The organism is Sphingobium sp. TKS (assembly GCF_001563265.1).
Classification (GTDB): domain Bacteria; phylum Pseudomonadota; class Alphaproteobacteria; order Sphingomonadales; family Sphingomonadaceae; genus Sphingobium.
The window spans coordinates 342,242-368,673 of record NZ_CP005084.1; the positions used below are offsets into that span (position 1 = coordinate 342,242).

Annotated in this window: 23 protein-coding genes and 1 riboswitch; of the genes, 11 read left to right on the forward strand and 12 right to left on the reverse strand. The window is 63.8% G+C overall.

Going from position 1 to position 26,432, the window contains the following annotated elements; translation table 11 throughout:
• Positions 1-301: 301 nt before the first annotated feature.
• Genes cobU through K426_RS22465 form a run of 7 tightly spaced genes read right to left on the reverse strand, consistent with a single transcriptional unit; the run spans position 302 to position 5,403 of the window.
• Positions 302-814 carry a bifunctional adenosylcobinamide kinase/adenosylcobinamide-phosphate guanylyltransferase gene (cobU, locus tag K426_RS22435; protein WP_197672823.1) on the reverse strand — a complete coding sequence of 171 codons (513 nt, stop codon included), beginning with the start codon at positions 812-814 and terminating at the stop codon, positions 302-304.
• The gene (cbiB, locus tag K426_RS22440; RefSeq protein WP_066563818.1) at positions 811-1,746 is read right to left on the reverse strand and encodes an adenosylcobinamide-phosphate synthase CbiB; all 936 of its coding nucleotides are present in this window, start codon (positions 1,744-1,746) and stop codon (positions 811-813) included. Before cbiB ends, cobU begins: the two co-directional genes overlap by 4 nt.
• Positions 1,739-2,716 carry an aminotransferase class I/II-fold pyridoxal phosphate-dependent enzyme gene (locus K426_RS22445; protein ID WP_066562550.1) on the reverse strand — a complete coding sequence of 326 codons (978 nt, stop codon included), beginning with the start codon at positions 2,714-2,716 and terminating at the stop codon, positions 1,739-1,741. The genes cbiB and K426_RS22445 overlap by 8 nt, the downstream gene beginning before the upstream one ends.
• Positions 2,713-3,423 carry an adenosylcobinamide-GDP ribazoletransferase gene (locus tag K426_RS22450; RefSeq protein WP_066562551.1) on the reverse strand — a complete coding sequence of 237 codons (711 nt, stop codon included), beginning with the start codon at positions 3,421-3,423 and terminating at the stop codon, positions 2,713-2,715. The genes K426_RS22445 and K426_RS22450 overlap by 4 nt, the downstream gene beginning before the upstream one ends.
• Positions 3,420-3,986, reverse strand: coding sequence for a histidine phosphatase family protein (locus K426_RS22455; RefSeq protein ID WP_066562553.1), 567 nt, complete (start codon positions 3,984-3,986; stop codon positions 3,420-3,422). The genes K426_RS22450 and K426_RS22455 overlap by 4 nt, the downstream gene beginning before the upstream one ends.
• Positions 3,983-4,999, reverse strand: coding sequence for a nicotinate-nucleotide--dimethylbenzimidazole phosphoribosyltransferase (cobT, locus tag K426_RS22460; RefSeq protein ID WP_066562555.1), 1,017 nt, complete (start codon positions 4,997-4,999; stop codon positions 3,983-3,985). Before cobT ends, K426_RS22455 begins: the two co-directional genes overlap by 4 nt.
• Positions 4,996-5,403: a DUF1636 domain-containing protein gene (locus K426_RS22465; RefSeq protein ID WP_066563811.1), complete on the reverse strand. Its 408-nt coding sequence runs from the start codon at positions 5,401-5,403 to the stop codon at positions 4,996-4,998. Before K426_RS22465 ends, cobT begins: the two co-directional genes overlap by 4 nt.
• 195 nt (positions 5,404-5,598) lie before the next feature.
• Positions 5,599-5,786: riboswitch (cobalamin riboswitch) on the reverse strand.
• Positions 5,787-6,374: 588 nt separating this feature from the next.
• Here K426_RS22465 and K426_RS22470 point away from each other — a divergent pair.
• Both K426_RS22470 and K426_RS22475 read left to right on the forward strand, forming a co-directional pair.
• Entirely contained in the window at positions 6,375-7,568 is a 1,194-nt protein-coding gene (locus K426_RS22470; RefSeq protein ID WP_082749006.1) for an acetyl-CoA C-acyltransferase, read from the forward strand.
• A gap of 12 nt (positions 7,569-7,580) precedes the next feature.
• Positions 7,581-8,342 carry an SDR family NAD(P)-dependent oxidoreductase gene (locus K426_RS22475; RefSeq protein ID WP_066562557.1) on the forward strand — a complete coding sequence of 254 codons (762 nt, stop codon included), beginning with the start codon at positions 7,581-7,583 and terminating at the stop codon, positions 8,340-8,342.
• Between the two features lie 47 nt (positions 8,343-8,389).
• Here K426_RS22475 and K426_RS22480 read toward each other — a convergent pair whose 3' ends face one another.
• Positions 8,390-10,951 (reverse strand): cation-translocating P-type ATPase, encoded by a 2,562-nt coding sequence (locus K426_RS22480; protein WP_066562559.1) that lies wholly within the window; start codon positions 10,949-10,951, stop codon positions 8,390-8,392.
• Positions 10,952-11,172: 221 nt separating this feature from the next.
• Between K426_RS22480 and K426_RS22485 the strand changes: the two genes are divergently transcribed.
• From K426_RS22485 to K426_RS22500, 4 genes are read left to right on the forward strand one after another with little or no spacing between them, the layout of a single operon-like run.
• Positions 11,173-12,711 (forward strand): MBL fold metallo-hydrolase, encoded by a 1,539-nt coding sequence (locus K426_RS22485; protein WP_082749009.1) that lies wholly within the window; start codon positions 11,173-11,175, stop codon positions 12,709-12,711.
• Positions 12,712-12,722: 11 nt separating this feature from the next.
• Positions 12,723-13,394, forward strand: a complete 672-nt coding sequence (locus K426_RS22490) for an NAD(P)H-dependent oxidoreductase (protein WP_158511765.1) — start codon at positions 12,723-12,725, stop codon at positions 13,392-13,394.
• Between the two features lie 25 nt (positions 13,395-13,419).
• A complete protein-coding gene (locus K426_RS22495; RefSeq protein ID WP_066562562.1) occupies positions 13,420-14,907 on the forward strand; it encodes a thymidine phosphorylase family protein in 1,488 nt (495 codons plus the stop codon).
• Positions 14,904-15,788, forward strand: a complete 885-nt coding sequence (locus K426_RS22500; RefSeq protein ID WP_066562564.1) for a ribose-phosphate diphosphokinase — start codon at positions 14,904-14,906, stop codon at positions 15,786-15,788. Before K426_RS22495 ends, K426_RS22500 begins: the two co-directional genes overlap by 4 nt.
• Positions 15,789-15,839: 51 nt before the next feature.
• Here K426_RS22500 and K426_RS22505 read toward each other — a convergent pair whose 3' ends face one another.
• Together K426_RS22505 and phhA are read right to left on the reverse strand one after the other, a co-directional pair.
• On the reverse strand, positions 15,840-16,253 hold the full coding sequence (locus K426_RS22505; RefSeq protein WP_066562566.1) for a MarR family winged helix-turn-helix transcriptional regulator: 414 nt from the start codon (positions 16,251-16,253) through the stop codon (positions 15,840-15,842).
• A gap of 115 nt (positions 16,254-16,368) precedes the next feature.
• Positions 16,369-17,208: a phenylalanine 4-monooxygenase gene (gene phhA / locus K426_RS22510; RefSeq protein ID WP_066562567.1), complete on the reverse strand. Its 840-nt coding sequence runs from the start codon at positions 17,206-17,208 to the stop codon at positions 16,369-16,371.
• A 195-nt stretch (positions 17,209-17,403) separates the two neighbouring features.
• On the opposite strand from phhA, the gene K426_RS22515 reads away from it, so the two are divergent.
• The 5 genes from K426_RS22515 to K426_RS31865 are packed head-to-tail and all read left to right on the forward strand — an operon-like array spanning position 17,404 to position 20,880.
• Positions 17,404-17,877: an Lrp/AsnC family transcriptional regulator gene (locus K426_RS22515; RefSeq protein ID WP_066562569.1), complete on the forward strand. Its 474-nt coding sequence runs from the start codon at positions 17,404-17,406 to the stop codon at positions 17,875-17,877.
• Positions 17,878-17,935: 58 nt separating this feature from the next.
• Complete coding sequence (locus K426_RS22520; RefSeq protein ID WP_066562571.1) at positions 17,936-18,853, forward strand: tryptophan 2,3-dioxygenase; 918 nt, start codon at positions 17,936-17,938, stop codon at positions 18,851-18,853.
• Positions 18,850-19,479: an arylformamidase gene (gene kynB / locus K426_RS22525; RefSeq protein ID WP_066562573.1), complete on the forward strand. Its 630-nt coding sequence runs from the start codon at positions 18,850-18,852 to the stop codon at positions 19,477-19,479. The genes K426_RS22520 and kynB overlap by 4 nt, the downstream gene beginning before the upstream one ends.
• Entirely contained in the window at positions 19,476-20,711 is a 1,236-nt protein-coding gene (gene kynU / locus K426_RS22530) for a kynureninase (RefSeq protein ID WP_066562575.1), read from the forward strand. Before kynB ends, kynU begins: the two co-directional genes overlap by 4 nt.
• Before the next feature lie 19 nt (positions 20,712-20,730).
• Positions 20,731-20,880, forward strand: coding sequence for a hypothetical protein (locus tag K426_RS31865; protein ID WP_158511766.1), 150 nt, complete (start codon positions 20,731-20,733; stop codon positions 20,878-20,880).
• On the opposite strand, the gene K426_RS22535 is transcribed toward K426_RS31865, so the two are convergent.
• Together K426_RS22535 and K426_RS22540 are read right to left on the reverse strand one after the other, a co-directional pair.
• Positions 20,841-24,980, reverse strand: a complete 4,140-nt coding sequence (locus tag K426_RS22535; RefSeq protein ID WP_145907593.1) for a beta strand repeat-containing protein — start codon at positions 24,978-24,980, stop codon at positions 20,841-20,843. The genes K426_RS31865 and K426_RS22535 overlap by 40 nt on opposite strands.
• A gap of 853 nt (positions 24,981-25,833) precedes the next feature.
• Positions 25,834-26,394: a hypothetical protein gene (locus K426_RS22540; RefSeq protein WP_066562578.1), complete on the reverse strand. Its 561-nt coding sequence runs from the start codon at positions 26,392-26,394 to the stop codon at positions 25,834-25,836.
• Positions 26,395-26,432: the final 38 nt, after the last annotated feature.

Consider the following 26,432-nt stretch of genomic DNA (forward strand, 5'->3'; position numbering starts at 1 on the left):
GAGCGAAAATGCCGCCCATCATATTCAGCCAATAATAATTGGTGGTAGCGTTTACGACACTCATGCCCCCTGCCGGACCAGCCGCCTTCCATAAACCCCTCCACAGCTTTTCAGCCGTCTCCGCCCTTATTGCCTCGGATGGCAGCAGGCAAGACGCACGAACCCAAATATTACACCGGCATTTTGCGCAACGAAGTTTTCTTATCCCCCCGTCTAGGTCGCGTTTCTGTTCACCCACAGAATGGCGATCAGCTTGCAATTCCATCGGTGGATCACTAAAATTCTATACCATGGTGCAATATTAAGCTTTCAACGTCAAGGGCAACCCCGCCGCCAGCAATATGACCTCCCGGCACAGGGTCGCCATCTGCTGGTTGAGCCACCCCGCCTCGTCCCGGAATCGCCGGGCCAAGGCGTTGTCGGGCACGATGCCCAGTCCCACTTCATTGGCCACCAATGTGACGGGGATGGGACAAGCGACGACAGCACCCGCCAAAGCGGCCCGGGCCGCCGAAATATCCGCCTCCGCCAGCATGAGATTGGAAAGCCAGAGGGTGAGGCAGTCGATTAGGATCGCGTCCGCCCTCCCTGCGGCTTCGGATAGCGCCTCAGCCAGGTTTATGGGCGCGTCGATGGTCAGCCAGCGGCTGCCGCGTTCGCTCCGGTGGCGCGCGATCCGCTCCTCCATTTCCGCATCGAAGACCTGCGCCGTTGCGATATAAGCCAGGCTGCCGTCTGAAACGGCTTCGCACCGCTCTTGTGCATAGCGGCTCTTGCCGGAGCGGCATCCGCCCAGCACCAGCAATGTCGTCATCCGATTCCCTCCCCGATCGCGGCCAGACCCCACAACATCAGGCAGGCCCATAAATAGATCCGAAGCGCGGCCCGCAGGGCACGGACATCCGCTTCGCCACCCGTCCCGATCCATGGTTTGTCATGCAGCACGCCGTCATAGCGGATCGGCCCGGCCAGCCTTATCCCCAGCGCTCCGGCCATGGCGGCCTCGGGCCAACCCGCATTGGGCGAGGCATGGCGTCCATGGTCCCGCCACATCACGGCCCATCCTCCGCCGCCCGCGATGCAAAGGACAAAGGCCGCCAGCCGCGCCGGCGCCCAGTTCAGCAGATCGTCGAATCGCGCTGCCGCCCAGCCGAAATCCGTGAAAGGCGCCTCCTTGTGCCCGATCATGCTGTCGGCGGTGTTCACGGCCTTATAGGCCCAGATTCCCGGCAGCCCCAACAGCAGGAGCCAAAACAGCGGCGCGACGATTCCATCGCAGAAGCTTTCGGCCAGGCTCTCGATCCCGGCCCTGGCAACGCCCGCTTCGTCCAGCGAATCCGTATCGCGTCCCACGATCCGGCCCACCGCCTGCCGCGCGGCATCCAGCTCTCCCCTCGCCAGCGCGCGCGCCACAGGCGCCACATGCGCATAGAGGCTGCGCTGCGCCAGCGCCGGCCAGGCCGCCAGCGCGAGCCAGATCCACGCCATATCCCCGGCCCACCTGCGGATCGCCCATTCCAACGCGAGACCGGAACCTCCCGCAACGCCCAGCAATAGCAACAGCAGGGCAATTCCGGCCCATCGCCGGGTCGGATCGCTCCAGGCTTCCTGGTTCCACCGCCGTTCCACCGCGCCGATGATCCGCGCAAAACCACCCACCGGATGCCCGATCCGCGCATATAGCCAGACCGGCCAGCCCAGAGCCACGTCCAGCATCAGCGCAGCCAGCGCCACCGGCTCAGCCATCCGCCAAGGCCCGGTCGAGCCGCGCCAGCGCAGCCGCATCGCCCGGCAGACCAAGCCGCAGCCAGCGCCGATTTTCCTCAAAAGGTCGTGTCAGGATCGCCCGCCGCGCCAGCCGGTCGAACAGGGCCGGTCCATCCTCCACCTCCACCAGCCGGAACAGCGGACATTCCCCCCGCGCCGCCAGTCCGTGCCGCGCCAGCACTTCATCCAGTTGCGCCGCGCGTTCCGCCAAAGCCGCAATCGCCTCTTCGATCCATGCCCGGTCATCATAGGCCGCACGCCCGAACGCGATCGCCGCAGCAGAGACCGGCCATTCCCCCAGCATCCGCCGCGCCTCCGCGACGATCGCCCGCGGCCCGATGAGAAAGCCCAGCCGCACGCCCGCCAGCCCGAAGAACTTGCCGAAGGATCGCAGCAGGATCAGCCGCCGCTCGTCCCCGACCGCATCCGCCAGGCTGCATGACGGCATGGCATCGGCATAGGCTTCGTCGATGATTAGCCATCCCCCGGCCCGCTCCAATCCCGACAGCCATTCCAGCAGACGGGCAGGCGGCAGGATGCGGCCATCGGGATTGTTGGGATTGGCGAACAGCAGCGCAACCGCTTCCCGAGACGCATCTTCCCCGGCGGCCATCGGGCGGCCCTGCGCGAAAATCTCGCCATGGGTGCGATAGCTCGGCATCCGCCAACGGCCGGGCATGTCCAGCATCCGGCCCACCAGCCGCAAACCCGCTTCGCTGCCCGGCACAGTGCAGAGATGATCGGGATCGACGCCGAAATGCGCCGCCGCCGCCGCTTCCAGCACCGTCAGATCATGCGGGTCGGGCAAGCATCGCCAATCCACGGAGATGCGATCGGCCCCCGGCCATGTCAGAGGGCTGATCCCCGTCGACAGGTCGATCCAGTCCGCACCGCCATAGACCGCCCGCGCCTCGGCCAGTCGTCCGCCATGCCAGGTGAAGCCGCTCATCGCGCCAGCACCATAACGGCCAGCATGCCGCTTTCCAGCAGTTCGATGCCAGCGCCATGTCCGTCCCCGGAAATGCCGCCGATCCGCGACCGCAGCCACAGCCCCCAGAGCGGAATCAATATGACTGCCGCCCATAAGGCAGGCACCCAGAAACCCAGCAGCAGCCCCAGCGCCATCCAGAGGATAAGGGGTGCCGCCCGCCAGCCTGCTCGAAATCGGCTCGCCAGCCCTTCGTGCAGTGGCGGCAGCCATCGCGTCCAGACCAGCGGGCCGATTCTCGCCGCCATCGCCACGGGAACCAGCATCCACAGCGGGAAAATTTCCACCCACAGCCGCAGCAGCACCAGCTTGGCCAGCAATTGCAGGCCGATGGCGACCACGCCGAAACTGCCGATATGCGGATCGGCCAGAACGGCGGACAGGCGCGACCGGTCGCCATGCGCGGCGCCCGCCGCATCCGCGATATCGCCCAATCCGTCGAGATGCAGCGCGCCAGTAACAGTGACCCAGGCCAGCAGGCCGCACAAGGCGCCCGCCCATGGATCGATCCGGAGGCCAAGACCGGTGGCACCCGCGACGATCAGGCCCACGGCGATCCCCGTGGCGGGAAACCAACGGATCGCGGCAGCGAAATCCGCTTCATCGACGTCCAGCGCGGGCAAGGGCAAGCGCGTCATCAATTGCAGGGCCAGCACCAGCCGCTTCATGGCATCAGCCCTGTAATCTGCGCCGACGGCTGCTCGCCGGGCCAGACCTGCAGACTCAGCACCGCGCCATAGGGCAGGTCGACCGCCCAACCCTGCCACACGTCGAAGCCGCACAGGACAGCCAGCGCCGCCCGCATCGCTCCGGCATGACAAATCACCAGCACCGGCTCGCCAAGGTCGCCCAGCCCGTCCCGTATCCGGCCGCAAAGATCGGTCCAGCTTTCGCCCTCCGGCGGTGGAAAGCCGTCCGGATCGTCCCAGAAGCGGGCCAGATCGGCAGAAGGAAGAGTCGCCGGGTCGGCCCCCTCCCAACGTCCGAAATGCAGTTCCCGCCAACGGCTGTCGACGCCATGGCCGACGCCCCGCTCCGCCGCTATGATCGCGCCCGGCGCCCGCGCCCGGGCAAGGTCGGACGTCACCACCCGCGCAAAGTCCAATCCTCGCGCGCGCTCGACGCAAAGCGCGATGCCCTCCGCTTCCGGCGGCGCGTCCAGATGCCCCAGCAACCGCCCGGCGAGCTGCGGCGCGCCATGGCGCATCAGGTGGAGCGGGAAAGTGCTCACAAGGCGCCCGCCACCGCCGCTTCCGCAAAGGTCGCCATGCCGGCATGGGCAGCCAGAGCCGACCGTACGATCTGCGTCGCCACCGCAGCGCCGCTGCCCTCGCCCAGCCGCATGTTCAGCCGCAGCAGCGGGTCCAGCGCCAGCGCCGCCAGCAGGCGCTCATGCCCCGCCTCGGCCGACATATGCGCCGCCAGGCAATGGCCGACGATCACCGGACTGTCCTTCGCCAGCGGAGTGACCGCCGCGCAGCCGATGAAGCCGTCCAGCATCACCGGCACGCGCAGCATCCGCGCCGCCAGCACCGCACCGGCCAGCGCCGCGATCTCGCGCCCGCCCAGCCGCCGCAGCGTTTCGAACGCGTCGGCGCAATGCGCCCCGTGCAGGGCCAGCGCCTGCGCCACCGCTTCGGCCTTGCGCGCCAGTCCATCGCCGTCCACGCCCGTGCCGCGCCCGACCCAATGCGCCGCCGCGCCGCCAAAGGCCTGCGCGCAAAGCGCCGCCGCTGGCGTGCTGTTGGCAATGCCCATCTCGCCCAGCAGCAGCAGGTCGAGGCCTGGTTCGACCGCCGCCGCCCCGGCATTGATCGCGGCAAGGCAGTCCGCCTCGCTCATCGCCGCTTCGACGCAAATGTCTCCAGTCGGCCGTTCCAGATCGAGCGCCACCACGGTCAGCTCCGCGCCGCAGGCTTGCGCCAAAGCATTGATCGCCGCGCCGCCATGGCGGAAATTCGCGACCATCTGGGCCGTGACCTCTGCCGGGAAGGCGCTGACCCCCCGCGCCGCCACGCCATGATTGCCCGCGAAGATCGCGGCGCGGATGCGCTCGGCCCGGGGCCGCTCCCGGCCCTGCCAGCCCGCCATGAACAGGGCGATCTCTTCCAGCCGCCCCAGCGATCCGGCGGGCTTCGTCAGCACCGCCTGCCGCGCCGCCGCCGCTGCGACGGCGCTTTCGTCCCGCACGGGCAAATCCGCCAGCGCGGCGGCAAAGGCCGCACGATCATCGAAACGGATCATGAGCAGACGAAGCCTTCGGGCGGCGTACGGACGATGAAATGCCCCTTCACCCCCTGCGGCCAGTCGGCATAGCGCACCACGCCCTCCTCGCTTGCGGCATGGCGCACCGCATAATCCAATATGGCGCGGGCGGCCTCCTCGTCCGGCGTGAAGTCGCCCAGCACATAGCCGATCTTGCCGGTTCCCCGGATATGCACCGTGCAATGGCGCTGGCAGGCGAAGAGGCAGGGCATGTCCTGCACCGCGACCGCCGCATAGGCGGGGTCGCTCTCCTGCATTTTTTGGAGCGCCTCGGTCAGCAATGCGCCGCCACGCCGACCATACTCATCCTCCCTGCTCTCCGCCGACAGACGGCAGGTCGAACAGACCACCACCGACGCCCCGCGCCCGACGGCCCGCAACATCAGCGACAGCTCCACATATCAGTCATTCCGCTTCCTCCAGCCCGACGGCAAATGCCCGGCCAGGAAACCAGGCAGAGGAGGACAGGCCGACACCGGACAGGCGACAAAACTCCCCCCTGCTCGATCACGCCGGCAAGGCGATGGCTGTCGCTTCGCGAGGGAAAACCCCGTTCGGCCGGCGCACCCTGTCCGGTCGAAGAACGACTGCGTCAGGCAGGTCTCCTGGCTCACGGGTCGATGCTTCCCGGCCGCCTTCTCGGAACCTTGTCCCAATGGCGTGATGGCCGGATCGCTCGCCGCTTACAGTTGCAGGGGCAGCGCGAGCCTTCCACCCGACTTCCCTTTTCATCCCCTTTCGGGGAACCTGTCGCGCCGATGCTGATAAAGACCCCGTCGTCCCATCGCAAGGGGGGTAGAAAGGCATGGTCTTTCCTGACGCCGCGGCACGGAAATATGCGGCGGCGCTACCATGGTTAGACTTCTCTTCACCTCCCCAAACTGCTATCATCCGACAAAATAAGGGAGAGGGTCATGGCTATTCTGACGCGCTGGATGGACTGGATCTGTCGGCTGTTCGCCTGCACGGCGGAAAACGATATGCGGGTCAACAGGTTGATCGCGCACATCCCTTCCGACACCAACGACCGCTGAGCCGCCCGCGCTGGGTGTCTCTCGCGCCGCTTGGCGCTCCCGATGGAACGGCGGCGCCTCTGGCGGATATTATGGCCATGTTGGCCAACGTCCTATGTCACCACTCTCATCCGCCTCTGTCTCGCCATGCCCAACCGCCGCGGTTCCGCTGCCCGGGATCAAGAGCGCTGACCGTTGCACGTGCCTCCGCGATAGGGGAAGAGGCTGCACGATGCCGACGGAAATCCAGATTGCGATTCGGGGCATGGCCGGACTCGGCCTCATGGGCATGACCCCGCCCAAGGCGGTCGGTGGCCCGGGCACCCGTTGAGGAGAAAGATATGACCGATATACACGACCGGGACATCATCATCGCGGGCTATGCCCGAACCCCGATGGGCGGTTTTCAGGGCGCGCTCTCCGGCGTGTCCGCTACCGAACTGGGCGCCGTCGCGGTGAAGGCGGCCGTCGAACGCTCCGGGGTCGCGCCCGAAGCCATCGACCGCATCTATATGGGTTGCGTCCTCCCCGCCGCTCTGGGCCAGGCTCCTGCACGCCAGGCGGCATTGGGCGCGGGCCTTCCGCAATCGGTCGAGGCCACCACCGTCAACAAGATGTGCGGGTCCGGCATGCAGGCGGCGATCATGGCGGCCGAAGCGCTCTCCGCAGGCTCCGTCGACGTCGTCGTCGCGGGCGGCATGGAAAGCATGACCAACGCGCCCTATGCCTTGCCCAAGCACCGGTCCGGCGCGCGCATCGGCCATGACCGGGTCATCGACACGATGATGATGGACGGGTTGGAGGACGCCTATGATCGCGGTAAGCCGATGGGTTCCTTTGCCGAGGATACGGCCCGCGATTATCAGTTCACCCGCGCAGAGATGGACGCCTATGCGATCGAGAGTCTCGCCCGCGCCAATGCCGCGATCAGCAGCGGCGCCTTCGCGGGGGAAGTGGCGCCCGTCACGGTCAAGACCCGCAACGGCGAAGTCCAGATCGATAAGGACGAACAGCCGGGCAATGCGAGGCCGGAGAAAATCCCGTCCCTGAAACCTGCCTTCGCCAAGGATGGCGCGATCACGGCCGCATCCTCCGCCTCGATTTCGGACGGCGCGGCGGCGCTGGTGCTGACCCGTGCCGATGTGGCGGAGAAGCTGGGCCTGACGCGGGAAGCCCGCATCGTCGCCACCGCCGCCCACGCCCACGCTCCGGCGCTGTTCACCACCGCCCCGGTCTTCGCGATCCGCAAGGCGATGGAAAAGGCGGGCTGGTCAGCCGGGGATGTCGATCTCTACGAAGTCAATGAAGCCTTCGCCGCCGTCGCCATGATCGCGATGCGCGACCTGGGCATTCCGCATGACAAGATCAACGTCAATGGCGGCGCCACCGCGCTGGGCCATCCCATCGGCGCGAGCGGCGCGCGTATCATCGCCACGCTGATCGCGGCTCTCAAGGCTCGCGGCCTGAAGAAAGGCGTCGCCGCGCTCTGCATCGGCGGCGGCGAAGCCACGGCGGTCGCCCTGGAAGTCCTGTAAGGGGGAACGGATATGAATATCGAAGGACTGGCCGCCATCGTCACCGGCGGCGCATCCGGCCTGGGCGCCGCCACCGCTCGCGCCCTCGCCGCCAGGGGCGCCCGCGTCACCCTGTTCGACCTCAACGAAGAGGAAGGCGTGAAAATCGCGGCCGACATTGGCGGCCTGTTCCAGCGCGTCAACGTCACCGACGAGGACAGCGTCAATGCCGGCCTCGACGCGGCGGAGGCCGCCCATGGCACTGCCCGCATAGCCGTCAATTGCGCGGGCGTGGCCCCTGCCATCAAGGCGGTCGGGCGCGAATTCGTCCCCCATCCGATCGACAGTTTCCGCAAGGCGGTGGAAATCAACCTTACCGGCACATTCCTGATCGCCTCGCGCTTTGCCGCCCGGCTGCAACGGGCCGAAGCGATCGGTGAGGAACGCGGCGTCATCGTCAACACCGCGTCGGTCGCGGCTTTCGACGGGCAGATCGGCCAAGCCGCCTATGCCGCATCCAAGGGCGGCGTGGTCGGCCTGACGCTTCCCCTCGCCCGCGAATTCGCGCAGTCGCTGATCCGCGTCGTCACCATCGCACCGGGCATTTTCTGGACGCCGATGCTGGCGGGACTGCCTCAGGCGGCGCAGGATTCGCTCGGCAAGCAGGTTCCGCATCCCAGCCGCCTGGGCAAGCCGGAGGAATATGCGATGCTGGTCGAATCGATCATCGCCAACCCCATGCTGAACGGCGAAACCATCCGCCTCGACGGCGCCATCCGCATGGCGCCCAAATAGGCCACGAGCCGTCTTTTATGCTCTCGCGCAAGGTTGACGCATTTCATTCACGCTTCTTTCCGCCTGGCAGTTGTCGACGCAGCCACCAGAAACCTTTTCCGGTCCTTCACACGTTCACACAGAAGGAGAACCAGAGCGGGAACCAGAACAAGGAACGACAGGTCCGCCGGTTCCAGTGGAGCGAAATGGAGTATGCGACGCAGCGGCTCCACGGTCAGGATCAATGCGCAAGCTATCGACACCACGGCCGCGACATAGCGCAGTGAAGGGTTGTTGCGCCAAACGGCGCGCGTCAGGGATGTGCTGAAGGATCTGTTCACCAACACCAGCGCCATGATGGAAGCGACCAGGGCGAAAAAAAGGAGCGCCCTCACGCGATCGGGAGCGAAGCCCCAATATGTCGTGGCGATGTGAAGCCCAAGAAGCAGCGCGAAAGCGATCCCGCCATAGAGGATGCTCGGCAGGACCAGCGCCGCGGAAAAGAGGCGTTCAGCCGGATCACGGGGCGGTCTCTGCATGATGCGGCTTTCTTCCCGTTCGGCTTCGAAGACGAGCGCGCAGACGGGATCGATGATCATTTCGAGCAAGGCGATCTGGATCGGCCCAAGTACCAGCGGCAGGTTCAGCAGCAGCGGCGCAACAGCCAGACCCGCGATCGGCACATGGACGGCGAAGATGAAGCCGATGGCCTTGCGGATATTGTCGTAGATGCGGCGGCCCAGGCGAATGGCGACGATGATCGCGCCGAAATCATCCTCCACCAGGACAATGGCCGCCGCCTCCCGCGCCACATCGGTGCCGCGCCTGCCCATGGCGATGCCGATATGGGCCGCCTTGAGCGCAGGCGCGTCGTTGACGCCATCTCCGGTCATCGCGACCACTTCGCCCGCCGCCTTGAGCGCCGAGACGATCCGCAGTTTCTGTTCCGGCATCGTGCGCGCGAAAATGGCCACGTCCTTAACCCGCGCGCGCAGCTCCCCGTCCGACAGCGCCTTGACTTCATCGCCTGTCATGAGCGCGCCTGAGCCAATCCCCGCTTGTGCCGCAATCGCCTGCGCGGTGACGGGATAGTCGCCGGTGATCATCACAACCCGGATTCCGGCCGAATGACTTTGGGTTATCGCTTCGGGAACTCCCGCCCGCAGCGGGTCGGACAGGCCGACCAGTCCCAGAAGGCTGAAGTCATGCGCTTCATGCCCCTTGCCAAGATCATCCCCGACCGTGTTCGCATAGGCCACGCCCAGGACACGCATGCCACGGGCCGCCATGGCGTGGACCGCCCGCTCCAGCGCCAGATGGGCCTCGCCATCCAGCCGGCAAAGGCGCGCGATCGCTTCCGGCGCGCCCTTGGCGGCGGCGAACAAAGGCTCACCGGCTTCTACCGGCCGCCACACATTGGACATCGCCAGCAGGTCCGGCCGAAGACCATTGGTGTGAACCAGTTCCCAATCCTCGCGAGCGGGAACCCTGGCATCCCTTGCGGTGGCGTGGAAGGCCACCTCCATCGGATCGACCGGGACCGGCGCGCTCGCCAGGGCCGCCGCGCCGATCAACTCATGAAATTCGGGCCGCGGAGACCCGTCGCCCATTGACGCCACGCTGCCGGACGGGAGCCAAAGCTCCGTCACCGTCATACGGTTCTGGGTCAACGTTCCCGTCTTGTCAGTGCACAGGACTGTGGCGGCGCCCAATGCTTCCATGGCCGAAGCCCGTCGGGTGAGCACGCCGACCTGCGCGATGCGCCAGGCGCCCATGGCAAGGAAGATGGTGAGGACCACCGGGAACTCTTCGGGCAACAGCGACATGGCGGTCGCGATGCCAGCCAGCAATGCGGCCATCCAATCGCCGCGCAGCGAGCCATAGAGCAGAACCACCAACAGTGCGATGGTCACGCCGCCAATGGCGCACAGGCTGACCATCCGGGCAGTTTCCCTCTGCAGATGCGGAGCCTCGGTTTCCAATGTTTCCAGAAACCGTCCGATCTGGCCGATGCGGCTGCGCATGCCGGTGGCGGTCACCCGCGCGATGCCGCCGCCACGCGTGACGATGGCGCCCGAAAAAAGATGAGGCGTGTCGTCACCGCCCGGTTCTGCCTGCTCCGGATCGCTTGCCTGCGCGGCGCGTTTATGTACCGGAACCGCCTCGCCGGTCAGCAGGGATTCGTCCGCCTCCAGTTCCTGGGCTTCGACCAGCAGCGCATCCGCTGCGATGCGGTCGCCCGCTTCCAGCACCAATATGTCGCCGTTCACGACCTCGCGGCCCGGGACACGCAAGGTCTCCCCATCGCGTATCACGAGCGCGCGCGGCGCCGACAGGTCACGAAGCGCCTCCAGCGTCCGTTCGGTGCGCGCTTCCTGCACGATCGTGATGATGATGGACAAGCCCGCAAAGCCCAGCAGGATCAATGCCTCCGTCCTGTCGCCTAGCAGCAGATAGATGGCGCCCGCCGCCAGCAACATGGCGAACATGGGTTCGCGCAGCACTTCCATCGTGATCCGCAGGGGCGTCCGCCGGTTCGGCCGGGGAAGCTCATTGGGGCCATCCTCGGCCAGCCGCTCACGCGCCTGCGAAGTGGAAAGGCCGGTAAGACCAAGCTGTCCACCCACCATCACCACGCCTCATCTCCCCCGATATGGTTGGCACTGGCGCCGTTGACTGCTGGAAAATCAATAAGCCCTGCATTGCCGTCTATCAGGATAACTACGGACTGCCCCAGCCGTGATATGATCTATTGATCATGGAGATGCCGCAAGTGGGAGAAGTTCGGTTGGACACATCATCGCTCACGCTCACATTTCACGGCGCCGCTGGCACGGTCACCGGCTCCTGCATGGAATTGCGGCTGGGCGATCGCAGCATCCTTGTCGACTGCGGTCTGTTCCAGGGGTCGCGCAGCCTGGAAACCCTGAATCATGGCGACTTCAGCTTCGATCCGCGAAAGATCGACGCGGTCGTGCTGACGCATGCGCATATCGACCATTGCGGGCTTCTGCCCAAACTTTCGGCACAGGGATTTGACCGGCCGATCTGGTGCACGCCCGCGACGTCGGACCTGCTGGAATATATGCTGGCCGATGCGGGGCGCATCCAGGAAAGCGAAGCCGACCGCCGCAACCGCCGGCGCGACCGGGCAGGCGAGAGCCAGTTCGTCCCGCTCTACACCGAAGAGGATGCCTTGCGCGCATGGCGGCTGAGCCGTCCTGTGCCCCTGTCTGAATGGTTCGATCCTGTCCCCGGTTTTCGGGCACGTTTCTGGAACGCGGGCCATATATTGGGCGCTGCGTCCGTGGAGATCGAGGCAGCGGGCGTACGACTGCTCTTCTCCGGCGATCTCGGTCCGGATAACAAAGCCTTTCATCCCGACCCGCAGGCGCCGTCCGGCCTCGATCATGTCGTCTGCGAATCGACCTATGGCGACCGGGCACGCGAGAAATTCACGATCGAGCAGCGCCGCAGCCAGTTGGAAGCGGAGATCAAGCAAGCGCTGGCAAACAGCGGCAATCTTGTCATTCCCAGCTTCGCGCTGGAAAGGACGCAGGAATTGCTGCTCGACCTTGCCAGGCTCGCGGACGCCAACCGCATCCCCAATGTGCCGATCTTCGTCGACTCTCCGCTCGCCAGCCGCGCTACCAAGGTCTTTGCGGCCCATGCCTCGGAGATGGAAGATATGGACGGGCAGGACGTCTTCCGTCACCCGTCCATCCATTATGTCGAGGATGTGGCGGAATCGATCCGGCTCAACACCATCTCGGGCGCGATCATCATGGCGGCGTCCGGCATGTGCGAAGCTGGACGCATCCGGCACCATCTGAAGCATAATCTGTTCCGGCGGGAATCCACCGTGCTCTTCGTCGGCTTCCAGGCCAAGGGCACATTGGGCAGGGTATTGCTGGATGGAGCGCAGCGCGTGCGCATTTCCGGCGAGGACGTGAATGTGCGGGCGCGCATCCGGCGGATCGACAGCTATTCCGCCCATGCCGACCGCGACGAATTGCACCGCTGGATCGCCGCCCGCCGGCCGATTGCGGGCAGCCTGTTCCTCGACCATGGGGAGCAGGAAGCGGTCGCGTCGCTGCGCGAACTCGTCCAGGCGGACGATCCGGCCGCCAGCATCGTCACGCCGCAGATCGGAGAGACCTATGCTCTGGAACCGGGCGCACCCGCGCGCAGGGTCCAGACGGGCCGCGTCGACATGGACCTGCTCGCCGGGCCGGACTGGCAGAATGACTATGCCGATTTCGTCACCCATCTGAAACAGCATCTGGGCCGGATCAGGAGCGAACGGGCACGCCGCGAGGCGCTCGCCCAGATGCGGCGCGTGCTCGACACATATGAGGATGCGAGGCATCGTCGCTCGACGGCAAAATGATGGAGGTTTCCATGAACAGCGCCTCTCCTTCCGGCATCCGCCACGCCGTGGTGCTTGCTCATCCCGATCCGAAGAGCTTCAACGCCGCCATCGCCACGGCCTATTGCGAGGCCGTTCGCCAGGCAGGCCAGGAAGCCGTGCTGCGCGATCTGTATCGCATGCGCTTCGATCCGGTCCTGAAGAATGAGGAGCGGCCTGACCGGAAGGGATACCGCATGTCGCCCGATGTCCGTGCAGAGCGTGAACTGCTGGACGGCGCACAGGTCTTCACCCTTATCTTCCCGATCTGGTTCGGCATGCCGCCAGCCATGATGACGGGCTATGTCGATCGCGTATTGGGGGCAAGCGTCACGGCCCGTCAAATCCAGGAAGGATCGGACACGGGCCTGCTGGGCAAGGGCCATCTGTGCACCATCACGACCTCCGGCGCTTCGGAGGACTGGCTGGATGCCCAGGGCCAGACCCAGGCGCTACGGGAGCTGTCCGGCACCTATCTGTTCCGCGGCTTCGCCATGCGATCGAGCGAGACATTGCACATCGGTGACGTGGTCGAGGGCGCGACCGCCGCCTTCATCGAAGCCAATCTGGATCGGGTGCGCAGGCGTGCGCGAAACATCTGCGCTCGGGTGGCGCAGGAAATCTTTGGAACGCCGCTCCCACCGGAAACGAGCGACGGCAGTTGACGCACCATTTCGTTCCGAGGAAGACATGCTGACCATAAAGCGCCTCGCTATCGACACTTATCCGGAAAACACCGCCTTCCTGCTGCGCCGGAACAACGGCTATTCGGCGGAACAGTTTCAGGCCCTGCGCAAGATACGGGTCAGCGGCGAGCGTGCGGAAATCCTGGCCACCCTGGCGCTGGTCGATGAACCTCTGCTACTGAAGCCGGGCGAAATCGGCTTGGGCGAACAGGCGTTCAGGCGGCTTGGCCTGCCCGAAGGAACGCGCGTTGCCGTCGAACAGGCCAGGCCGCCCGCCAGCCTGGAATTCGTCCGCCGCAAGATTGACGGCGACACGCTGGAAGATGACGAGATCGCGGCCATCATCCGGGACATCGCCGCACATCTTTATTCGCCGATGGAGATAGGAGCATTCCTGGTCGCCTGCGCCGGCTTCATGAGCACGCAGGAAACGCTGGCGATGACCCGCGCCATGGCGAAGCTTGGCAACCGCTTCGACTGGAAGGCGCCTCTGGTCGTCGACAAGCATTGCATCGGCGGCATTCCGGGCAACCGCACCTCGATGATCGTCGTGCCCATTGTCGCGGCGCACGGCCTCATCATGCCCAAGACATCCTCGCGCGCGATCACTTCTCCGTCCGGCACGGCCGACACGATGGAAGTGCTCGCCAATGTCGACCTGTCCGAAGAAGCCATGAGGGCCATAGTGGCGCGGGAAAGGGCCGTGCTGGCATGGGGCGGCCGGGTGAACCTGTCGCCCGCGGACGATGTGCTGATATCGGTCGAACGGCCGCTGCGCATCGATACGTTCGATCAGATGGTGGCGTCCATTCTCTCCAAGAAGCTTTCCGCCGGTTCCACCCATCTGGTGCTCGACATCCCTGTCGGTCCTACTGCCAAAGTCCGCACCCAGGATGAGGCGGTGCGGTTGCGTAAGCTGTTCGAGCATGTCGCAGACAAGCTCGGCCTCGTCACCGACATCGTGATCACGGACGGATCCCAGCCGGTCGGTAACGGCGTCGGGCCGGTGCTGGAGGCCCGCGATGTCATGGCCGTGCTCCGCAACGATGCCGATGCGCCGCCGGACCTGCGCGAACATGCGCTGTTCCTGGCGGGGCGTGTGCTGGACTTCGATCCGGCCCTTCGCGGCGGCAGGGGCTATGCGCGGGCCATGGACCTGCTGGCGTCGGGCAAGGCGCTCGCCGCGATGGAGCGGCTGATCGAGGCGCAGGGACGCCAGCCGATCCGCTATGCTCCGGGAGAGCATGTGCATGAGGTTCGCGCAGAGGAAGGCGGGCGGGTGACCGCCATCGACTGTCACCGCATTGCCCGCATCGCCCGGCTTGCCGGGGCGCCGATGGACAAGGGGGCGGGCATCGACCTGCTGCACAAGGTCGGGGCGGAGGTGCGCAAGGGCCAGTCGCTCTACCGCATCCATGCACAGTCCGCGACGGGCCTGGGCTTTGCCCGTGATCTGGCCGCAGAAGATTCCGGCTATGAGGTTACGCGGTGAGCACAGTCGTCTTTGGCTTTGAGGATAGCATGGCGGCAGCCGGAAGACTCGGCGTCCTGCTCAAGCTGCCCACCTTCCAGGTCGAAACCCGCCGCTTTCCCGATCGGGAATGTCTGGTCCGGATGCCCGCACCGGCCCGCACAGCCATCCTCTATCGCTCGCTCAACGATCCGGACGGAAAAATCGTCGAACTGTTGCTCGCTGCCTCCGCCGCGCGCGACCGGGGCGCGGAGCGCGTCATCCTGGTCGCGCCTTATCTTGCCTATATGCGGCAGGACAAAGCCTTCCATCCGGGCGAGGCAGTCAGCCAGCGTGTCATCGGCCGTCTCATCGCGGATCATTTCGACGCTTTATTGACCGTTGACCCGCATCTTCATCGTATCGCGGATTTGAGCGAAGCCGTTCCCGGCATTCCCACGATCAGCCTGTCGGCCGCCCCCTTGCTCGCCAGCCTCATCGATCGCGCAGGCCATCCCGTCATCATCGGACCGGACGATGAGTCCCGGCAATGGACACAAAGCATCGCCGCGCCGCTTGCCCTCGACATGCTGATAGCATCCAAGGAACGGAGCGGCGACCGCGATGTCAGCCTCACCCTGCCGGAGGCCGATGGAGTATGCGGACGCCCGGCCATATTGGTGGACGACATGATTTCCAGCGGCCGGACGCTGATCGAAGCGGCAAGGCTGTTACGCGCAGCCGGCGCCTTGTCGGTCGAGGCGCTGGTTACCCATTGCCTCGCAACCGCCGCCGATCTCGCATTGATGAGGGCAAAAGGAATCAAGCGAATCTCTAGCACCGACAGCGTCAATGGCCCCACAAACAAAGCCTGTCTCGCGCCGTTGCTCTCGCAGGCTCTTCAGGAATGTGGATTGACCTAGGACGGTTTGCGATCCGATTGCATATGATCAACCGCTCTTATTCCTTGGATTTCAGGCAAAACGCGCCAGCAACTGGTTGAGCAATGGGTGCAGCCGGCGGATTTCATCGCGATGCGTGGCAGACAGCTTCGCCAGCAGATCCAGCGCGTCGGGCGTCAACTGCAACTGCGCGCGCCGCCGGTCCGTCGCGCTGGCATGGCGCGTGACCAACCCCAGCTTCTCCAGTCGATCCACAAGGCCCGTGGCGCTGTGCGGTTTCAGCAGCAAGCGCCGCGCGATATAGCCGACCGTGGCATCCTCCGCAGGCGCGGCGCGCAGGGCCAGCAGAGCTTGATGCTGCTGCGGCGTCAGCCCCATCTGCGCCGCCCGTTCACTGCTGAAAGCCTGAAACTGGCGCAGCGCGAAGCGGAATTCCGCCAGAGCCGCATAATCCTCATCGTTCAACATGGCGCCGTCTGTTTCCATGGTACCTTCATCTTAAAATATATCGTGTGGCGACAAAATTGCGCGGCACCGTAGCAACAAAGAGAGATTTTTGCATGATTCGGAAAGCCTTTGCTTTAACCGAGCCCGCCGCTTCTCAAGCTGGGAGGGGGACGAGCATGTCGCCGGCGACCTCAGCGTCGGGCGCGAACAGCGGTGCATTGCGGAGCCGATCATAGATCGGCGCAAAATCGGTTTCCGCCGTTACCTTCAGCAAATGTTCGAAGCTGTCGATCACGAAATAGCTACGCTGAAATTCGTCGAACAGATAATCGGTTTGCATCACCCGCGCCAAATCGAATTTGATCCGTCGAACGCCGGGCGCCTTCAGAGCATGATGGGTTTCGCTGGAACTGGAAAGCAATCCGGCCCCAAAACCGCGCAGGGCGCCTTTTTCCATCACCAGCCCGAATTCCACGGTGTGAAGATAGAGCCGGCTGAGAAGATCGACCGCATCCAGCGCCTCTGCACGAAGGCCAGCCTTCCCATAGGCAACCATGAAGTCCGCGAAGACAGGGTTGGTCAACATGGGCAAATGACCGAAAAGATCATGGAACATGTCCGGCTCTTCGGAATAGTCGAGCGAATCCGCGGACCGCAGAAAATTCGCGGCTGGAAATCGGCGTTCGGACAGGTGCCGGAAAAAGGGTTCGTTCGGGATGAGGCCTGGTACGGCGACGATCTGCCAACCAGTCGCTGCCTGCAACCGGGGATTGAGTTCGGCAAGATCCGGAATGCCGGGCTTGGACAGCCGCAAAATATCCATGCCCGACAGGAATGCCTCGCATGCCGTCGCAGTGACCGATCGCGTCTGCTGCTCGATGAGCCGGTCCCAGGCGTCATGCTCATCCCGGGTAAAACGGTTCCAGTCCTGGGCCATGGTCCAATCCGACGCCACGCCCTCAGGCGGCGTTTCATAAACATGCGTTGCGGCCATCGCCCAGCTCCTCGTGCCGCGCGAGCATAAGGCGAGCGTTGCGAAACATTGTCCCGAAGTGCCGCCCTAGACCTGCGAAATTAAGGACAATGTTCTGTACTGGTGAAGCTATAAGGAAATCGTTCCGTTTTTTGCCGTAAAACTTGTCCTTTGCTCTGCAAGGGATAGGCTGTGGGGAGCAGCCGGAGATAAGCGATGGACAAGATCGATTGGAAAATATTGACGGAATTGGAAGGTGACGGGCGTTTGTCATTCGCCGATCTGAGCGATCGGGTGGGGCTTTCGAAATCGCCCTGCTGGTCGCGGGTGCGCGACCTTGAGGCCGAGGGGGTCATTCAAGGGTTCAACGCCCGCATCGATCCGACCGCACTGGGTCTCGCCGTTCAGTGCTACGCCGCCGTACGCATCCGCCTGGACGGCCATGAGGAGTTCGAGGCGGCGGCCATCGCGCATCCAGCCATCATCGAATGCCATACGACCGCTGGCGACGGCGACTATCTGCTGCGCATCTATGCGCGCTCGGTCGAGCATCTCGATGAGCTGTTACGTCATGAACTGTCGAAACTGCCGGGGGTGCATCGACTGTCCACTACGATCTGCCTCAAGACGATCAAGGCGGGTTCGCCCCTGACGCGCTGGGCCACCCCACCTTCGAACGGGGCACGTTGACCATGGCTCAGGCAATCCGTGCGGCTCCTGCCCAAGGCGCATTTTCAAAGAGGCTGCAATGACCATTCGCAAATTCGTCGAAGACGGCATCGAGACTTTCGAGGCGCAGATCGATGGCGAGACCATCCAGTGGGACAAGGGCTTGTCCTACGCCCGGCATCTCCAGACCGAGCGCCTGCTCTCCGCGCAGATCCCGGTCTCGGACAAGCCCGACGAGATGCTGTTCATCATCATGCACCAGTCGATGGAGCTGTGGCTCAAGCTGTTGCTGCATGAGATGCGGCTGGTGATGGCGGCGGTGAAGGCTGACGACCTCGATCATGCCGTCAAGACGCTCGATCGCGTCGCGACGATACAGCGCCACATGATTCAGAGCTGGGAAGTGCTGGCGACACTGACACCGCACGATTTTCTCACCTTCCGGGGCTTTCTGCGCAAGGCGTCGGGCTTTCAGTCGCATCAATATCGCGAGCTTGAATTCATGCTCGGCAACAAGCGGGAGGATTTGCTGCTCGTGCACGGCGATGACGCCGCCGTCCATGAGCGGTTGACCGCCGTGCTGCATGCGCCGTCCCTCTATGACGAAATGCTGCGCTTGCTTGCGCGACGTGGCTACGCGATCCCCACCTCGCACCTCGATCGCGACTGGAGCCAGCCCTATACGCCGTCCGACGCGGTCGAGGACGCCTGGCTCGCCATCTACTCCGACGTCGATGCGCATTGGGATCTCTACACGCTCGCCGAGAAGATCACGTCGCTGGAATATTATTTCCAGGAATGGCGCTTCAAGCACATGAAGACCGTCGCGCGGGTGATAGGCCAGAAGATGGGCACGGGTGGTTCCTCTGGCGTCAATTATCTGGTCAAGGCGCTCAACCTCAGTTTCTTTCCCGAACTTTGGTCGATGCGGACACGCATGGTCGCGCCGAAGGAAGGTCCGAACTTTGCCGATCCGTCGGCGGGAGCGGCCGAATGAAGATCTGGGACATTTCGCAGACGCTGCGTCCCGGCATGCCGATGTGGCCGGGCGAGCCGGCGCTGGCAGTGCGCCGCAACGCTGTCATCAGCGCACAATGCCCGGTCAATGTCGGGGAGATCGACATGCCGCTCCATGCCGGCACCCACGCCGATTCCCCCTATCATTATGATCCGCAGGGCGTGGCGAGCGCGCAGTGCGGCATCGACGCCTATATCGGGCGCTGCGTCGTCATTGATGTGCGCCATGCCAGGGGCCGGGTCGAGGCAGCCGATGTCGACTGGACAACCCTGACCGGCTCACAGCGCGTGCTGTTTCGTACCTATGACCGTTTCCCGGCGGACCGTTGGGATTCCGATTTCACGGCGGTCGCCGCCGAGGTGATCGCGCGGCTGCGCGAAAACGGCGTGCGCCTGGTCGGCACCGATGCCGCTTCGCTCGACCCCGAGCAGTCCAAGACGATGGACGCCCATCGGGAAATCCAGATCGGCGACATGCGCATCCTTGAGGGTCTCGTCCTCGATGACGTGCCGGCGGGCGAATATGAGCTGATCGCGTTGCCGCTGAAGATTGCGGAGGCCGATGCCAGCCCCGTTCGCGCGATTTTGCGGGAGATATCTCGATGACCCTTGACCTTGCCGAGATAACCGACCTCGATGGGCGCGACCCGTTGCGGGGCTTCCGTGACGAATTCCAACTGCGCGAGGGGTTGATTTACGTCGACGGCAATTCGCTGGGCGCGGCGCCTCGCGCAGCCGCGGCACGAATCGCCGATGCCGTGTCGAACCAATGGGGCGAAGGGCTGATCACTTCCTGGCTGGGCGCCCAATGGTCGACAGCTCCGCGACGGATCGGCGACAAAATCGCGTCTATCGTCGGCGCGCGGCCAGGTGAGATCATCGCCTCGGACTCGACATCGGTGAACATCTTCAAGGCGCTCACGGCCGCGATCTCGCTCCGCCCGGACCGCTCCGTCATCCTTTCGGAAAGCACCAACTTCCCCACCGACGTCTATATGATGCAGGGAATCGAGGCATTCAGCGGCGGGCGGCTGCGCGCGGTAACGGTCGCCCCGGACACCGTGCTCGATCGCCTCGACGAGGATGTCGCGGTGTTGCTCCTTACCCAGGTTCATTACAAATCCGGCCTCGTCCGCGACATGGCCGAAGTGACCCGCCGCGCGCATGACAAGGGCGTGCTGGTGATTTGGGATCTCAGCCATAGCGCAGGCGCCATCCAAGTCGATCTCAACGGCGCCGACGCCGATTTCGCGGTCGGATGCGGCTACAAGTTCCTGAACGGCGGGCCCGGCGCCCCGGCCTTCATCTTCGTCGCCGGGCGCCATCAGTCGGCGGCGCCGGTGCTGTCCGGCTGGTTCGGTCATGCCAGCCCCTTCACCTTCGAGGAGGATTATCGGCCAGCGGAGGGCATTGCGCGGTTCATGTGCGGCACTCCCCAGGTGCTGGGGCTGACCGCGCTCGAATGCGGCGTCGACCTGATGGCGCGGGCGGACATGCGTGAGATACGCGGCAAGTCGATCCGACTGGGTCAGCTCTTCATCGAGCGGATGGAACTTCGCTGCGCGGAGTTCGGCTTCCAACTGGTCAGCCCACTCGATCCGCAACTGCGGGGCAGCCAGATCGCCTATGCCCATCCCCATGGCTACGAGATGGTTCAGGCACTCAAGGAGAAGGACGTTATCGGCGATTTCCGCGCGCCGGACATCCTCCGCTTCGGTCTGACGCCCCTCTATCTTCGCTACGCCGACATCGTCGAAGCCGTTGAGCGGCTTCGCGACGTCTGCCTGACCCGTGCCTGGGACAAGCCCGAATATCGCGAACGCGCCGCGGTCACCTGAATGCGCCTGTGAAAGGATCATGATGCTCGATCCGCCGCGATCGACGATCGCCGTACCCTTGCAGGCAGCCGTTCTCATCCTGCTGGCACCCATCACGCCGGCCAACGCCGACCATAGCTGGAACGTCGCCTATATGAACATTTCGCTGATCTGCACATTGATGTGCTGAACGCCGAGCAGATCCAGATCGGCGTCCGCTACGTTGAAGGCGAAGTCCAGATTGGCGTCGATTGTCCCGCTCGTCTGCTGCACGAAGCCGATGTCCACGATCTTCAGAACATCGTTGTCGGTCGGGTCCCATGCCGTCAGGCTGCCCGTGGCGTTGCTGCCGCCATTGGTGCCGACAGCGCCGTTCAGGTTTATGGCGTTGCCCGTCAACCCATTGGCGCTTTGCATGATCTGGATGCCCTGTATCTGGTATGTCTCGCCAGCGACCGTGTAGTCATTCTGCTCGATGATGAGCAAGGCATCATTGTTATCGAGCGTGAACTCGCTATTGTACGGCAAGGGAATGTTCGCATTGCCCTTGATCAGGTCCGCGTTCTGGACGTTGACCGCCCTGGTAATTTCATTGCCGTTCGCATCTTTCAGGTCGAGGATCACGATGAGGTCTTCGGAGTTACCGATGCCATCGAACTTGACGACAACGCCGCTGGCCTTTGCGGTCGGGTCAAGCCTTTCATTGCCGCCCCCGGGCGCACCTGGATTGACATCGGTAAGGATGTTCTCCTGGAAGAACCGCAGAGTCAGCAGTTCACCTTTCTGGATCGTATCCCCAGCGACGCCATTGGTCGATTGCGTGGCGCTGACCCAGTCCTCGTTGACGTTGGTGACCAGGTCATGGGCTCCCTGCGTGAACGCGGTATCGGTAGGTGGTCCATTGGGCGCCCCATCCCCGGTCGCGTTGAATCCGAACCCGATCTGTTGGGTGGTCGAGTTCGCGGTGAACTGGACAAAGAAGGGATTCGGATCGGCATTCGGCGTCAGTTGCTCTGCGACGATCAACGGATGTCCCGTATTGCCGGTGGGCTGCTTGGCGACCAGTTCGCTGGTGTGCAGCACGTTGAAGCTGAACCCGTCAATCACGTCGTTCAGGGTGATGGTGTAGGTGTCGGCTGCCTTGTCAAAGACAAGAGTGCCGCCCGCCGTGGCATCTTGCACGCCGGATGTGATCGGATCCTTGTCGTAATGGAACGAGAAGTCGAACGACGCAGAGGTGGTGGTCTCAGCCGTGAGGGTTGCGACCGCATTGGTGATGCCCGGATTCTGCGCGTTATCGACCGTGCCGGTCAGATCGATCTGCACTCCATTGAGGGAAGCGTTGGTATCGACAAAATCGCTACCGCCCGCCGCATATTCTGCGGCCGTGCGCTTGTCCGTCATGTCGTAGCCAAAGGCGCCGCTAGCCGTCGCTCCCACCGCGTTGCCCAGTTCTTCGGGCGTTTGATTACCCGGAGCAACGGGATCAGCGTCGAACGGAACCGTAAGCGTCGGATCGGTGTCGCTGAAGGTCAGCGACAGGCCACCCGTGGTCACACTTTGCGATGACACGACGTCATTGTCGCCGTCCGTCACCGTCACCGTGGCCACCACGTTGATCAGACCGTTAAGGTCGAGCGTGTTATCCTCGCCCACGCCTTGCGGCGCGTTCGAATGCTCCAGCGCAACCAGCGCCGTCAACGTCACCGTCGTGCCGGACAGCGTTACGGTGAATGCCGTCGCATCGAGCACAGTGTCGCCGTCGCTGTCATATTGGCCCGAAATCTGGTTGGCCGAATCCACCACCAGCGTGATCGGATGGTTGCCGGCCGTCGTCAGCAGCCCGGTCGCGGCTGCCCCGGCCAAAGCTAGCGCGTAGGTCACATTCGACGTCTGGCCGTCGACCGCGCCCGCCGTGTAAGAGGGCGGCGTGATCGTCACCTGGCTCTGTCCGCCAGCCCCGCTTGCCTCGACCACCTCGGCGGCGCCGACGATCGGCGGCGCCGTGATCGAGAGCGTTGGATCGGTATCGTCGAAGGTCAGCGATAGCCCCGCACTCGTGCTTTGCGATGACACGACGTCGTTGTCCCCGTCCGTCACCGTCACCGTCGCCACTACGTTGATCAGGCCGTTAAGGTCGAGCGTGTTATCCTCGCCCACGCCTTGCGGCGCGTTCGAATGCTCCAGCGCAACCAGCGACCTCAGCGTCACCGTCGTGCCGGACAGCGTTACGGTGAACGCCGTCGCATCCAGCGTGGCGTTGCCGTCGCTGTCATATTTGCCCGAAATCTGGTTGGCCGAATCCACCACCAACGTGATCGGATGGTTGCCGGTCGTCGTCAGCAGCCCGGTAGCGGACGCCCCGGCCAGCGCCAGCGCATAGGTGACATTCGTCGTCTGGCCGTCGACCGCGCCCGCCGTGTAGGAGGGTGGCGTGATCGTCGCCTGACTCTGCCCGCCAGCCCCGCTCGCCTCGACCACCTCGGCAGCGCCGACAACCGGCGGCGCGGTGATCGAGAGCGTCGGATCGGTGTCGTCGAAGGTCAGCGACAGACCCGCACTCGTGCTTTGCGATGACACGACGTCGTTGTCGCCGTCCGTCACTGTCACCGTGGCCACCACATTGATCAGGCCGTTAAGGTCGAGCGTGTTATCCTCGCCCACGCCTTGCGGCGCGTTCGAATGCTCCAGCGCAACCAGCGACCTCAGCGTCACCGTCGTGCCGGACAGCGTCACCGTGAACGCCGTCGCATCGAGCGTGGTGTTACCGTCGCTGTCATATTTGCCCGAAATCTGATTGGCCGAATCCACCACCAGCGTGATCGGATGGTTGCCGGCCGTCGTCAGCAGCCCGGTCGCAGACGCTCCGGCCAGCGCCAGCGCGTAGGTCACATTCGTCGTGAAGCCGTCGGCTGCGCCCGCGGTGAAAGTGGGCGGCGTGATCGTCGCCTGGCTCTGCCCGCCAGCCCCGCTCGCCTCGACCACCTCGGCGGCGCCGACGACCGGCGCTGCCGTGATCGAGAGCGTCGGCCCGTCATCGTCAAAGTTGATGAAAGAGCCAACCTGTTCGACATAGGCGTTGGGAGTTTGCGACGAGAAATGGAACTCAGTGACATCGAGCCCTTCGTTGGAATCGACCCCTGTAATCGTCAGTCGATCCAACGGGCTGCTCGTGGTGATATCCACGGTCGTGATGTTATCGAGTCCCCTGATGGTGACGGCATTGGTTCCCAGACCGCTGACGACGATGTCCACGTTCCCCGCGACATCATAAGTGCCATCTGCGGTGATGGGGCTCGCGAACCCCGATTGGCCTGTCAACTTGATGCTGGTAATGGGCGCGGCAGTGGTCGGGCTGCCGTCCCAGAAGTTCAGGCCTTGCTCGTTGCCCTGAACGTTGAAGGCGCTGATCGTGATGTCCACCCGCAAATTCGGATTGGAAGGCGTGATCTGATTGACGGTGAACCCAGCCTTCGTGATGGTTTCGATATGACTGCCATACTGGATCTGGGAGGCGCTCCCCGCAGCCAGGGTACCGCCGGTCACGAAATCGACCTGGAGCTTTTCGGTCGGATTGATGCTCTGGTTATTGACGCCAAATCCCTGCGTGCTCACATTGGCCTGGGCATTGGCTGCCCCCAGGAAGCCCGTCACCAATATCTGCTTGGCAGCATCGCTGGGCGAATTGATGACGTAGAATTCGTGATTGCCCGGCGCGGCATTCTGGCCCGAGAAGCTGACCGTGGTGGTTCCCGACACCGCGGCGAACACATGATCGGTCAAATCGATGCGGTCGTCCGGATCGGTCGCGACCGGATGGAGCAACGGCACATATTGCACCGTATACAGGTCCGCCGTGGTGGCGCTGGTGCTCATCAGCGCGAATGAATAGGCGAGCGGTCCAGTTGCTGCGGGCATGGCGGCCGCGTCGGACGTGCCGATCACGCCGATGACGACATTTGCATGGGTTGCGTCCTGGAACAGCCAGACATAATTGCCGTCGACCGTTTGAATACCGCTGTTCACGCCCACGGTGGTGGAAAACGGAGTTCCAGAGACACTCTGGGCGAGAACGACTGTGGTGATGGTTTCTCCCGCGCTCGCCGTAGCCTGCACAAAATCGGCCTGAAAGGCGACTTGCGGCGAACTCAGCCCGCCCGCGCTGTCAAGAGACAGGAGATATTGCACCGTAGCGTTGTTGTGCGGCGAAAGGGACGAGTTGACGTCATCATCCTGAAGGCCGGTGGTCTCGTCGACGATGATGTCTTGGGCCAGGATATCGAGCGCCATGGTCATTCTCCTTGGATATCGGCCAACTCATTGGTTATTGGATGCTGACCGCGCCGTGCCGAATGTGCGGCGTCGCCAAAAAATGACATTGGGGTCTTTCCGGAACAAATCCCTACCTTGTCAGCCTGCGCATCAAGCGAGCCATATTGGCTCGTCACGTTGGGGGGGCTGGAGCAAAGCCCGAACGACGCGTTGCCATGGCCGGTCCAGCGATCAGAATCGCCGGGCGGCCACCGCCATTGAAATGACTATGCTTGAAGAATAGGGTTTCTCATCGCCATTCTCCTGTTCACCGGAGGAAATGCAGCGATCCGTTATCGTTATTCCCAATCCATTTCAGACAGATGTCACTTGCATTTTAAAGTGCAGCAACAACAATTCCCCATTCCAAGATCTTGGAACGCGGAGTTGAGTCGGATAGGGTTGTTCGGCCAAGATAATGCAGCCGATCGGGGACGGAGTCTATCGCGCGGATGGGTTATGACGTCCGCTGTACAATACAGAACCGTCTGGCATATTTCACTTGATGGATAGGCGACTCATTTACGCAGGCGCATAATGCCTGTCCCTCCTCTTGGAGGAACCAGACAGCCCCGCCTCGGCCCCCTTCCGAGACGGGGCTAATCGGATGCTGGTATCGTCGAGAGAATGGCCGGTGGCCGGATCAATTCCGCGCACCGCCCCGACCTTCTCCGAACCGAAAAGGATGTTTTTGAAACCCCTGCGCCTCGTGAACGTCGTGACGCCGCGCGCGACGATCGATATTCCGGACCACGATCCCGCTCATGCGCTTCTCCCTCGAAAAGATCGGTCAGTCAGGCGCACCGCGCGCTGGTAGCACCCGAACTCCGGTTCAGAGCCCGCTCGCGTCGATCTCATACCCCATCGCTTCTTCGCACATGCGGCGCACATGGTCCGGCTGACCGGCATGCAGAATGAATTTGCGGGACACGGCGTCCGCGCCGAGGGAGACGCGGTTCGCCACGGCCAGGGCGACCTTGTGGTTGATCTCCGGATCGCGGATGATGCCCTTGGGCGCGGCCCCTTCGACGACAGCTTCCAGTTCCTTGAAGAAGCGGTTGCGCATCATAACGATACCCTTGTCGCTCTGCCCCAGATTTTCCTTCTGCCGGTCGGTGATCCGCCCCTGCCCCACCCAGCCGATGATATCCTGATTGATGACATGGGTTGTGATCCAGCGCCCGGTTTCCGGATCCTTGATCGGGCTTTGCCAGCTGGGAATGACCTCCTGTCGATAGGGACGGCGCTCTTCGGGAACGGCAGTGTAGATCCAGCTGATGCTGAGCGTGTTCTCGTCATCGACCGGCACGCGCCATTCGAAATAACTGCCCAGGAAAAAGCCGTTGGGCCACAGCAGCACGCGCCCCCACCGTCCATAGCGGATCGGTCTCATCTGTATCGCTGCGGATCCGCTTATAGATGAAGCCATAG